Consider the following 12,216-nt stretch of genomic DNA (forward strand, 5'->3'; position numbering starts at 1 on the left):
CCCAACGTTATAAGGTAAATTGTAACGTTTATATAAATATAAATTACTTCTATAGATAAATTTGTATTATATCAAATTGTGAATAGTTTAGGTGATTTATTGTATATCAAAAAACCGAAATCTGATTATAGATTTCGGTTTCGGTTTATCCCGCTATTTGCGGGCAGTAAAACTCCCACCTCAAAATTCGGCTGGAGCAAAGAAGTTAGGTGGGAGTCGGGCTGCCCGTAAAAGCCCGATTGGTGAGGGCTAATAATCAGTGGGGGAAGAACAAAACCCCCCACTGATTAAAGTTTCACTTTATTTGAGAAAATGATCGTGTTTCTTATTATTTGATATTTAAAAGATGAACTGTTCTTATGCAGTTTTACTTAATTTATATGCTTCACGGTTATTTTTTTTGAAAAGTTTTGGGAAAACATAACCATCTAATCCAATACGTCCAGCATTCTGTCCTGCAACTAAAATGAACATAGTTAAAATAAGCAGGTTTGGGTTTACACTAACAGTTCCGCTTAATAAAAATGAAAGATTCATTATGATTCCGAAAAATGCAGCTGTTTTTGTTAATCCACCTAAAATCAAACCTAGACCTACTAAAATTTCTCCCCATTGGACTAAAAAGCTAAATAGGTCTGCGTTCGGAAGAACAAAATGTTGAAGGAAATCTGCCCACCAGCCTTGTACTGCAGGGTGACTACCTGATGCTTGAGCGATAGCGCCTTTTAGAAAACCACTTGCGTCAAAAGATTGTCCAAAAACTTTTCCTATTCCGGCAGCGAGCCATGCATATCCTATGTAAAGTCGTAAAAATAATAATAAGAAAGTAGCACGTTTATCAGTTCTTAAAAAATTGATAACCATTGAAATCCCTCCAATGTATTGTATTTACATGTTTATTATATATCCATTGTGAATAAATTCACAATGGATATAATGTGAACAAAAATTATGATTTTTTATTTGTACATAAAGTATTTAGAAATTTATTTTTTTGAGGGTGAACAATAAATGAAAGACGGGAGCTCTCCACTAAAATAGATAGCTCCCATAGTAAATAGATTAATGCACGTTTTTTAACTATTTACTATTAGTTTATCTTATCTTTTCCTTATTATTTCTCTGGTTTTATATAAGGAACTACTTGTGCAGTAGCTCCTACAGAGGCACCACGAATAAAGTCTTGGTTTTCTAACGCCTTAAAGTTTTCTGTTTTCCCAGTTAGCATAACACCTGAAATTTTCACTTGATCAAATGGTTTGTTTTTGTTTGACTTTAAAAACTTCTGAATGTCTTCATCATGTCCATCGTCATCGTATTGTTTAAGTGAATCAACGAACTCTTTGTACGCTTCTTCAGGTTTTTTTTCGGGGTTGAATCCGTAAACTGGCATACCAGCAGGACCTTTGCTTTCATCTCTGATTGGTGATGTCATATATAGCCATACAATGTTTAAGTTGTCTGGAATTTTTTCTTTAATTTCTTGTAGTGTGTAGGGTTGATGGAATGAGAGAGCAACTTCCGCAACATAGTTGTTCATTTGTGAAACTTCGCCTAATTCATTTTTGACACCATCATGATATTCTTTAATAGCTGGATTATAAAATGTCGCGAATTTATTTTTAGTTTGTTTATCGTACTCATAGAACTCTGTATCGGACCAATAAAAGCCGGGTGTTAATTCGTTGGTATCAATGTTGGTACGGAGCCAACCATAGGAACTTGTTAATGTGTTCCATGGGACTACGTAACCATTAATATTTTTAGAACGATTTGATATAATATTGCCTCCAAACATAGATGAATTACTCGTTACTTGAGAATCGATTTGCACATTCGGTTCTGCAATTGCGTTATGTAAAAAGAGCCGTTCGTGAAGCTTCGTAGAGCTTTTCGCTGCAAAATAATTGCCAACTTTATAAATTATAGGGATAAGCATGATTACAACGATTATAGAAGTAATAATGATTTTGAGTAATTGTTTCCTTTTCGCTTTTTTTAACGCATCTTTTAAAGAAGTGTCCATTAAGTTTTTCCTCCTACTGTAGAATGAATTGTTTTACGTGCGCGATGTAATTTTTGTTTGACACTGTTCACTTGAATATCTAATATTAGAGCGATTTCTTCATATGAAAAGTTGTAATAGTACTTTAAAAAGAAGGCTTCTTTATATTCTAGTTTTATATCTTTTAATAGATAGAAAATCTCATCTTTATTTAAAACAGCATCCAATTCTCGGTCTGTATATTGTAATTTTGAATAAATCTCTTCAGTTAAATAGATGTTTTGCTGCTCTTTTTTTCTCTTCAAGTCAATGTATTCGTTTAATGCGACTCTGAAAAACCATGGACGTATGTTACTCTCGGTTAAGTCATCTAGCAACGTATATACTTTATAGAAAGTATTTTGGATGATGTCTTCTGCGTCTTCTTTTATAGCCCCTTTCGCTAGTAATAGTTTGAACACTTCCTCTCCTAAACTGATAAGATAGGAGGTCAATATATTTTCTTTTCCCATCATTTTTCCTCCCTACACTTATACAACGAATAGGTAATCATAAATGTATACACTTAAATTAAAATATTTGTGTTTAATTGAGTTTATTATGTAAAAGCATTTTATAAATATTTTAGGGTGCGGATTTATTCGGCAGGTAAATATTGTATCTGCTTAATAAGGAAAATTTAAAAAATCTTTTGTGCGCTGTATATTGCCAGTTTATATCCAATTGTTTATACTTAAAACAAGAACAAATGTTTCGGTGTGGTATTTAATATGAAGTGGAGGAGAATGGTATTTTGGAGAAGAAAGACGTTAAATTGAAAAATAACCAGAATTCCTTATTTAAGAAATGGTTTAAAATCCTTATTTTTAAGAAATGGTTTAAAATCCTTACTTTTGTAGTAACTGCAATTATTGTACTTTTGATTTTTTTAAAAAGAACTAATATATTCGAAGTATTTCAGGCTATTGGAGGCTTAATTTATGAAAAGGCATTAGGGCCTTCATTAGATACATGGAAGACTATCGGAATGCTAAGCGCAATCTTTATCACAATGATACTATCATTTTATTTGATACGCGCATCTTATTTGGATTTAGACTATGCAAAAAAACGTAGTACAAGGTATATCTCGAGGTTTGTTTATTTTGTCAGTAATATATTTTTTGTTATATTTGAGGTTTTGATGTATGGAGTTTTGTTCATGTTTGTTTTTTACCAGTCATTTCCACAGAAGATATCGAATAATACCGCTGCAATAGAACTTTTTGGTAGACCAACTATTATAGGTCTCATAATCATGGTAATGGTATATTTCATTTGTGAGGCTATTTTAAAAGTTATTTTTAAAAAAATTTATGGTGATTTTATATTATTAGAGGAGCGAAAATGGAATCGAGATGGGATTGATGCGATTGCGAGTGCACTATTTATCGTCTCAATTGTTAGTTCATTGGTTAATTTATTTGTTAAAGACTATAAATTCACTGATACAGAAGTGCAATTGCTATTTGGTGTTTCTGTATTTTCAATTTCTTTGTATGTAATAAAATGTATTAAGAGTATCAACATTACATATTTAGAAAATAAGCAAAAGTGAAGAAGGTATCTCATTTCAGTGAGATACCTTCTTTTTAATCTTTCTTCAATCTTCGTGCAACACCATTCCCTAAAGACTGCAACCCTTGAACGAGAATGATTAAAATAAAGACCGTTGCATACATTACTTCAGGTTCGTAGCGTAAATGCCCAAATCGATATGCGAGATCACCAAGGCCTCCAGCACCTACAAGTCCGGCCATTGCTGTTGCACCGATTAAGCCAATCGTTGCGATTGTTAATCCGAGTACGAGAGATGGACGAGCTTCTTTAACCATGACGTGCCAAATGATTTTAATAGTAGAAACTCCCATCGCTTGATATGCTTCAATAACACCACGATCTACTTCTAGTAAAGCTGTCTCCATTAAACGTGCAATATAAGGGGCTGTGAAGACAACAAGTGGTACGATAACACCTTGCACGCCAATGGACGTTCCCATTAGAAACTTTGTAAAAGGTAAAATGAAGAATAATAGAATGATAAATGGAAGAGAACGAATGATATTAATAACTGTATTAAGAATAGGATAGATAATTTTATTTTCTCGCTGTCCACCAGGTCTCGTTAAAACAAGTGTGACACCGAGTGGTAATGCAATAAGGATAGATATAAGTAGTGAAATAGATGTCATTTGAAATGTTTGAATTGTTGCTTCCCATATTACGTTACCCCACTCATCCAAAAAGGACTTGTTTCCCATAATCTGTTCTACCTCCTTCTACGATAATTCCTTGTTCTTGTAAAAATGATAAGGCACGGTGTACTTCACTTTTTTCACCTTGTATATGAACGACCAGTTTTCCATATGCCTCATGTTTTAACTGCGTAATATTGCCTGATAAAATATTAGGATATACGTGGAAACGTTTTGTAGCGATAGCTAACGCGGGTTCTCCTGAAGCGGTTCCTATAAATGAAAGTGTTACGATTTCTCCAGTACTTTGTAGTTCTTTCTGTACCTCTTCTGGAATTTTAGCTGCAAATGCGCTATTTACAAATTTCTTCGTTGTTACATGTTGTGGGTTTGTAAAAATGTCCTTCACTGTTCCACTTTCAACGACAGATCCATGTTCCATTACAGCAACTTGGTCACAAATACGCTGGATGACATTCATTTCGTGTGTAATTAGCAAAATCGTAATTCCGATTTCTTCGTTGATCTTTAATAATAAATCAAGAATAGAATCGGTCGTTTCCGGATCTAATGCGCTTGTTGCTTCATCACTTAATAAAACTTCAGGCTCATGAGATAGTGCGCGAGCGATCGCTACACGCTGTTTTTGACCACCAGAAAGTTCACTTGGATAGGCATCTTTTCTATTGAAAAGATCAACAATACGTAAATACTTTTCTACCCTTTTTTCAATTTCATTTTTGGGAAGACCAGATAGACGTAAGGGTAGTGCGATGTTTTCATAAACGGTAACGGTTTTAAGTAAATTGAATCCTTGAAAAATCATGCCGATCTTTTGTCTCGCTTTTGCGAGTTCTTTTGTCGATAAGGTTGTTAAATCTTGTTCGTTTACAATGATATTTCCTGTCGTTGGTTTTTCTAATAAATTTACACAGCGAATTAATGTACTTTTACCAGCGCCGCTATATCCGATGATTCCAAATACTTCGCCCTTTTTTACTTTAAGGGAAGTTGGTTTAAGGGCCTCAACATTCCCTTTTTTTGTTGTAAATACTTTGGAGACGTTTTTTAATTCAATCATTATAGTCAGCTCCTACCAAGACGGTAAAATAGAACCATCGAATTTTTTCTCAATGAAATCTTTTACTTCTTTAGATTGATAAGCTTTCTTTAATTTATTTACAACTGCATCATCTTTATTTTCAGTACGAACAACGACCCAGTTCACATATGGTGAATCTTTTCCTTCGCGGAAAATAGAATCTTTCGCTGGACTTAATTTTGCACCTAATGCAAAGTTTGTATTAATCGCAGCTGCCTTCACTTCACTTAGCTGCGTTGGTAATTGAGATGCCTCTAATTCAACAATCTTTAAATTTTTCGGATTTTCAATTACATCTTTTGCAGTCGCTTTTTCCGTAGCCTTTGGATCAACTTTTAAAACTCCTGCTTTTTCAAATAGCTTTAAAGCACGCAGCTCATTTGTTGGGTCATTTGGGACAGCAATTGCGTCACCCTCTTTTAATTCTTTTACATCTTTTAAGTTTTTAGAGTATATACCCATAGGGAATGTTACTGTGGAAAATACTTCAGTTAATTTCATATTACGTTCAGCTTTAAATACGTCTAAATAAGATTTGGTTTGATAGCTATTTACATCGAGGCTTTTTTCATCTAAAGATACGTTTGGTGCTACATAATCATTAAATACCTTTACATCGATTTGGAGGCCATCTTTTGCTGCAACTTCTTTCACCTTTTCAAAAATTTGTTCATGCGGTCCACCTGTTACACCAACGGTAATCTTTTTCTCATCTAATGCTTTTACCTCTTTATCAGAATTAGCACCACATGCGCCTAACAATAATACAGCTCCACTTACAATACTTACTAATACCTTTTTCATCTATAATTCCCCCTTAATATACGTTCCAAAATAAAAAGCACCTCTCAAAAATAAGAGAGGTGCCGAATAGACGAAATAGGTTCCTCTCTTATCTTCCAAAACGAAAATCGTTCTGCAGGAATTAGCACCTTAGCTTATACATTATAAGCTCGGTTGCCGGGCATCATCGGGCCAGTCCCTCCGCCACTCTTGATAAGAGTATGTGTATTTAGTTTTTAAATATGGTACTAATAGTAAATCTTACAAAAGGAATTGTCAATGTTATTTTCTGAATATATTTTATTTTAAGGTAATGGAAACATTCCCTTTTTTATGTCCGGTCTCTACGTACGTATGAGCCTCTGAAATTTCTTCTAACGGGTAAGTTTTATCAATAACTGGCTTTAATTTTTCTTCTTCCGTTAGCATTTTTAGTAGAAGCATATCTTCTTTGCTCACTTTTGCCATCATTCCATTAACAGATACATATTTTCCATTGGGCGTTAATACTTTTTGACAAAGGGATTTTTTAATTTTTCCAACTGCATCAAATATAATATCGTAGCGTTCAGCTCGCCTTTTAAAATCTTCTTTCGTATAATCAATTACGTGATTAGCTCCTAAAGATTGCACTAGCTCAAAATTTGAATTACTACAAACAGCTGTAACAGTCGCGCCGAAATATTTAGCAAGTTGTACAGCGGCAGTACCTACTGATCCGGAGGCGCCATATATAAGTACTTGCTGTCCTTTTTTTATGTGTCCTTTTCTCAAAAAATGTAATGCTGAAGTTCCGCCGAAAGGAATAACTGCAGCTTCCTCATACGTCACATTGGTAGGTTTTAATGATATCAATCCGCTTTCATGTACACATGTATATTCTGCATAACCACCGACATTAAGCTCTGTTAATGCGAAAACTTGGTCTCCTTTTTTAAATTGAGTTACATCTGTTCCTATTTCTTCGATTTCACCAGATAGCTCCACGCCGAGTATAGGTTTTCTTGGTTTTTTAAAACCTAATATAATCCGCATAGGAATCCAAAATAAAAGGGGGCTATTAAAGCCGCGCATTCTACAATCTCCAGTCGTTACACTTGTTGCGTGAATTTTAACTAATACTTCATTCTTTTTTGGAGTAGGTTTCTCTACATCTTGAAGTTTGAGAACATTAGGCGGCCCATACTTTGTGCAAATAATTGCTTTCATAATGACCTCCTGAATTTAGTTGTTTTTATTTACATCATATTTAAACCTTTCCTCAAACATGTTGCTATAGAGTGAATAAGTTTAAATAGAAATATTACGAATTATATAGATTTAATAGGAAAAGAGGTGATATTATTTTGGGGAAGGAGGCGACGTTATGAAAAAATTTATTTTAATTTCAAGTTTAGTACTTGCAGTCGGTCTAGGGGTAGGGTGTAGTAATGAGAAAACCAAAAAGACTGATGAACCGAAAAAGGAAGCTGTGCAGAAAGAAAAAGAATTAGCAGCGAAGGATGTTTTTAATAAAGCGAATGAAGCTTTTAAAAACGAAGAAAATGTAACGATGACATATGATGTGGGAATAAAGGCTGAAGGAACAGAGATGAATATAATGAAGGCTAAAATGCAACTAGAGCCGAAGAAAAAGAATTCTCGTTCTGAAATGAATGTTTCTGGTACAGAGGTTATTGTTTATGATGTGGGTGGCAAAGTTGCTGGTCAGGTGAAAAATCCTAATACGGGTGAAGTTATGTCTGTATCAGAGGAACAATTAAATGCTAACGGAATGAATGCAACTCAAGGAATGGTAGATAATTTAGAGGTTCCATCGGAAATTTTAAATAAAGTGAAGATGGAGAAAAGTGGAGATAAGTATAAGCTGAAGTTTGCATTAAAAGGGCAAGAGACAGAGAGTATGCTAGCTAGTATGGATGAAGCACAGAAACAAATGCTACAAGGACAAAATGCAAAGATAGAAGAAATAGATGGGGAATATATTATTACAAAAGACTTTAAATATGAATCAGCAAAGATAGATATGGTTATGAGTAGCAATGGTGAGGATAAAGCACATATTATTACGGATGCAAAGTTTACATCGTATGATAAATTTGATCCAATACAATTGCCAGCAGCAAAGTAATGACTGTTAAGAGAGGTACCTGAAAGAACGGGTATCTCTTTTTGTTACCAATATATTTTTTGTAAACATAGATTGAAGGGAATTTAAACAAGGAGAGTGCCATTTGAAAAAGCGAAAGATAGTAGTTGTCATTGTGGCGTATACTGTGCTGTTAACTGCATCTGTACATACATATAAAGAGCAGCTCGATCATCCTATTATGAGTGATGTAGGTAAATTACTCCCGACAAAGATTAAACGTGTTGAAAGTGCTACGGATGAAGATTCGTTAATAAAATTAGTGCAAGATGCAAATGTTTCTGGAGAGAAGATTTCTATTGCAGGTATGCAACATAGCCAAGGCGGGCAGACGTATTATCCGAACGGTACGATGCTTGATATGAAAGGGTATAATGAAATATTAGAATTCGATCCGGAGAAGAAGAGGATTAGGGTGCAAAGCGGTGTCACATGGAATGACATTCAAAAGAAAATCAATCCATATGGTCTTGCAGTTCAAGTGATGCAATCTCAAAATATTTTTACTGTTGGTGGTTCATTAAGTGTAAATGTACATGGGCGTGATATTCGTCATGAAGCATTGATTGATACAGTAGAGTCGTTCAGATTTTTAATGGCAGATGGTACAGTGCGTAATGTAAGTAGAGAAGAAAATGCTGATTTGTTTCCGTATGTAATTGGGGGATATGGATTGTTTGGTGTGATTTTAGATGTGACGCTACAGTTAACAAACGATGAATTGTATGAAACGCATACGAAGGTACTAGATTATAAAGAATACTCTTCATACTTTAAGAATAAAGTGCGAAGGGACGAGAATATACGTATGCATTTAGCACGTATTTCTGTTGCCCCAAATTCATTTTTAAAAGAAATGTATGTGACAGATTATGTACTAGCAGAAGATCAACAGAAGTTGAAAGAGTACAGCAAATTAAAAGAAGAAAATATTATAGCTGCGCCGAAATTCTTACTTGGATTATCACGTTATAGTGACTGGGGAAAGGGCGCATTTTGGGATATACAAAGAAGTTATTTTGAACGTACAGATGGTAAGTACGAAACTCGAAATAACGTAATGAGATCTGATAGTGCTTTTATGGAATACGATAATCCAAACTTGACCGAAGTTTTACAAGAGTACTTTGTACCGATAGATGGTTTTGCAGAGTATATAGATGATTTGCGAAGCGTTTTAAATGAAGAGGAATTAAACCTTCTTAACATTACAATCCGCTATGTAGAAAAGAATGAGAATGCGGTGCTATCTTATGCGAAAGATGATATGTTTGCGCTTGTGCTTCTAATTAATCAAGGGCGTTCTGAGGATGAAATAAAGAAAACAAAAGTGGTCATTCAGAAGATGATTGATGTTACTTTAAAGCATAATGGAAGTTATTATTTACCGTATTATTCTTATCCGGAAAAGGAGCAACTAAAGAAAGCGTATCCTCGCATAGAAGAATTCCTTCAGAAAAAGAAGGAAGTAGACCCAGAGGAAAGGTTTGTGAATTTATTTTATAAGGAGTATAGCAAATGACATATAGAAGATTTGTGGCCTCACAAAGCATTATTATGATGGCGGGTAGCATGGTATTTCCTTTTTATATACTATTGCTTCGAAATGTTGGAAATAGTTTCTCGCAATTTGGCTGGGCGTACGGTTTATTTGCCTTAACTTCAGCTCTAGTATATCCGTTAGTTGGAAGAACCTCTGATAGGATAGGTGATAGAAAGTTATTAATTATATACGCATGGTCCATGGCTATATTAATGCTTTGTTTCCCTATTGCAACAGAAGTTTGGCATGTATACATTCTCCAAATTTTAATGGGTATTTTAGGTGCTGTGCAGCGTAATACGGAGAAGACATCGTTAGCACGAAAGGTAGCGCATAAGGAAGCTGGTTACGAAATTGGAAAATACCATGTATGGACATCAATTGGTGGCGGAGTAGCTATAATTGCAACTGGTTACCTAGTGGATTTCTTTACGATAGGGACTATTTTTTACATTGCTTCAGTTTTATATGTAGTGAGTGGAATTGTATTAAGTAGCAAAAAAATATAATCATACCCATTTTTACCTGATTACCCTTTATTTGTTATACTTATGGAGAAGACAAAAGAAAAGGGGACATTGCCTTTGATGAAATTTATAGTTTTAGCTATTCTCACTTTATTTTTGATTCCATGGACTAGAAGCGGTAATAAAATTCGCGCGGTGGATAAAGGAGGAAATGAGAAAGTTGTAAAGGGTAAGAAATCATCTATTTTAGTTATTCCTGTTTTATTTTGGATAGGTATTGCAATCTATGAATATTTTTGGCTAATTGATGATCGAGCAGATTCTATTCTTACTCATTATTCTGTTGCAGTAGCGATTTTAATTGGGCTTGTTTTATTCTCACAAGAGCAGGTAGGGAAATTAGAAGGTACGTTAAAAGGACTTCTAATGTTTGTTTTACTCGCAAGTTACGGCTATTTTGGTTATTTGCACGATATAGTAATCTCGCAAAAGAAATATGATTCGGTCGTGAAGGTAGAGAAAGATATTTCGGAGCCATTTACTGAAAATGACCAACCGTTTACAGTTCCGCCTAAAACAGCGGAAAATAAAATGAAAAAGGTATTTGGTGATATTCCGAAAGTAGCTTATTTTGAGCTAGGGGAATTAACGCCACAAATGGTAAATGGTGAAGCCTTGTATGTAGCACCGATAGAAGTTTCGGGATTTTTTAAAGCACGTAAAGCGGAAACAATTCCAGGTTACGTAACAATGTCAGGTACAAATCCTGATGCGGAAGCGAAATTACATCTTGGATATAAAATGAAGTATGTACCAAGCATGTTTTTCGGTAATAAATTAGAACGTGTCGTTCGAAAAGCAGAGCCAGATTTAATTTTTAAAGGGAATCCAAAATTTGAAGTTGATGATAAAGGAAAACCGTATTATACAATGACATACGGTGAGTTTATTTCAGGAAGATCAGGGTTTGAAGTAGAAGGCGTTGTCGTTGTTGATGCACAAACAGGTGATGTGAAACGATATGATAAAGGGAATGCACCTAAATTCGTTGATGGTGTATTAAATCATGAAACAGCATCTACGTTAAATACGTACTTCGGAAAATATATTCACGGATTTTGGAATACGAAATTCTCACAAACTGACATGAAGATTCCGACTGAGTGGGGGACGAAGGAAGGCGTTACGCCAATCTTCGGAAAGGATGGTAAACTGTATTACTTTACAGACTTTACCTCTCCGAAAGAAGGAGTAGATTCTGCCCTCGGTTACTCATTAGTTGATGCACGTACAGGAAAGTTGTATTACTATAACGGAAAAGAAGTGAAGGGAATTATGGACGGTTCGGCTGCTACAGAAGTAGTGGATAATTCCTTTAAGAGAGAGAAATGGCATGGAACAATGCCGGTTATTTATAACGTATATGGTAAACCTTCTTGGATTGTACCGGTTATTGATGACGGGGGATTAGTACGTGCTCATACTGTTATATATGCTTCTAATGCGAAAATATTTGCAACAGGTTCAACGCAAAAAGAAGCACTTGAGAATTATAAAAATGCGCTGAGTGGAAGTGGTGATTCATTTAGACCGACTTCAAATGGAAAAGAAGCGCAAAAAGAAGGTACTGTACAACGTGTGTATAAAGAAAAATCAGGTGAAAATACGATTGTGTACGTACTATTAGAAAACGAGCAAAAAGTATTCATGGTACCGGCGAAGAAATTCCCATATGCAATGTTTACAGAAGTAGGAGATCCAATTCAAATCACATATTTAGACACAGGAGAAATGATGGCATCTGTATCTAAATTTACAAATAGTAATTTGAAACAGTAAAGCGATAGAGATTCTATCGCTTTTTTTACATTATTAAACAGGAAAATACGGTATACTTGACGTATATTTATGTTGTAACTATAATTGTTACGGT

At 34.7% G+C, this 12,216-nt stretch carries 12 protein-coding genes and 1 riboswitch; of the genes, 5 read left to right on the top strand and 7 right to left on the bottom strand.

The window, feature by feature from the left end:
* Positions 1–357: 357 nt before the first annotated feature.
* From JTF23_RS22185 to JTF23_RS22195, 3 genes are all read right to left on the bottom strand, one after another.
* A complete protein-coding gene (locus JTF23_RS22185) occupies positions 358–864 on the bottom strand; it encodes a DoxX family membrane protein (protein WP_204209731.1) in 507 nt (168 codons plus the stop codon).
* 250 nt (positions 865–1,114) lie between these two features.
* Positions 1,115–2,026 carry a sigma factor regulator N-terminal domain-containing protein gene (locus JTF23_RS22190; RefSeq protein ID WP_204209733.1) on the bottom strand — a complete coding sequence of 304 codons (912 nt, stop codon included), beginning with the start codon at positions 2,024–2,026 and terminating at the stop codon, positions 1,115–1,117.
* Positions 2,026–2,517 carry an RNA polymerase sigma factor gene (locus JTF23_RS22195; protein ID WP_002113346.1) on the bottom strand — a complete coding sequence of 164 codons (492 nt, stop codon included), beginning with the start codon at positions 2,515–2,517 and terminating at the stop codon, positions 2,026–2,028. The genes JTF23_RS22190 and JTF23_RS22195 overlap by 1 nt, the downstream gene beginning before the upstream one ends.
* 281 nt (positions 2,518–2,798) lie before the next feature.
* Here JTF23_RS22195 and JTF23_RS22200 point away from each other — a divergent pair, with 281 nt between their 5' ends.
* On the top strand, positions 2,799–3,602 hold the full coding sequence (locus JTF23_RS22200) for a hypothetical protein (RefSeq protein ID WP_204209735.1): 804 nt from the start codon (positions 2,799–2,801) through the stop codon (positions 3,600–3,602).
* 34 nt (positions 3,603–3,636) lie between these two features.
* On the opposite strand, the gene JTF23_RS22205 is transcribed toward JTF23_RS22200, so the two are convergent.
* The 4 genes from JTF23_RS22205 to JTF23_RS22220 all read right to left on the bottom strand — a co-directional run bounded on the left by JTF23_RS22205 (position 3,637) and on the right by JTF23_RS22220 (position 7,333).
* Entirely contained in the window at positions 3,637–4,305 is a 669-nt protein-coding gene (locus tag JTF23_RS22205; protein WP_098561489.1) for a methionine ABC transporter permease, read from the bottom strand.
* Complete coding sequence (locus JTF23_RS22210; RefSeq protein WP_204209737.1) at positions 4,280–5,320, bottom strand: methionine ABC transporter ATP-binding protein; 1,041 nt, start codon at positions 5,318–5,320, stop codon at positions 4,280–4,282. Before JTF23_RS22210 ends, JTF23_RS22205 begins: the two co-directional genes overlap by 26 nt.
* A 12-nt stretch (positions 5,321–5,332) precedes the next feature.
* Entirely contained in the window at positions 5,333–6,145 is an 813-nt protein-coding gene (locus tag JTF23_RS22215) for a MetQ/NlpA family ABC transporter substrate-binding protein (RefSeq protein ID WP_204209739.1), read from the bottom strand.
* A gap of 85 nt (positions 6,146–6,230) precedes the next feature.
* Positions 6,231–6,344, bottom strand: a riboswitch (SAM riboswitch).
* 80 nt (positions 6,345–6,424) lie between these two features.
* A complete protein-coding gene (locus JTF23_RS22220; RefSeq protein WP_204209741.1) occupies positions 6,425–7,333 on the bottom strand; it encodes an NAD(P)-dependent alcohol dehydrogenase in 909 nt (302 codons plus the stop codon).
* Between the two features lie 157 nt (positions 7,334–7,490).
* Between JTF23_RS22220 and JTF23_RS22225 the strand changes: the two genes are divergently transcribed.
* From JTF23_RS22225 to JTF23_RS22240, 4 genes are all read left to right on the top strand, one after another.
* The gene (locus JTF23_RS22225; RefSeq protein ID WP_204209743.1) at positions 7,491–8,255 is read left to right on the top strand and encodes a hypothetical protein; all 765 of its coding nucleotides are present in this window, start codon (positions 7,491–7,493) and stop codon (positions 8,253–8,255) included.
* Between the two features lie 103 nt (positions 8,256–8,358).
* Entirely contained in the window at positions 8,359–9,795 is a 1,437-nt protein-coding gene (locus tag JTF23_RS22230) for an FAD-binding oxidoreductase (RefSeq protein ID WP_204209745.1), read from the top strand.
* The gene (locus tag JTF23_RS22235) at positions 9,792–10,325 is read left to right on the top strand and encodes an MFS transporter (protein WP_002113356.1); all 534 of its coding nucleotides are present in this window, start codon (positions 9,792–9,794) and stop codon (positions 10,323–10,325) included. Before JTF23_RS22230 ends, JTF23_RS22235 begins: the two co-directional genes overlap by 4 nt.
* A 78-nt stretch (positions 10,326–10,403) precedes the next feature.
* On the top strand, positions 10,404–12,122 hold the full coding sequence (locus JTF23_RS22240; protein ID WP_204209777.1) for a DUF3981 domain-containing protein: 1,719 nt from the start codon (positions 10,404–10,406) through the stop codon (positions 12,120–12,122).
* The last annotated feature ends 94 nt before the right edge of the window (positions 12,123–12,216 follow it).

Origin of the sequence: Bacillus sp. RIT 809, assembly GCF_016892495.1 — a bacterium.
Classification (GTDB): Bacteria; Bacillota; Bacilli; order Bacillales; family Bacillaceae_G; genus Bacillus_A; species Bacillus_A cereus_U.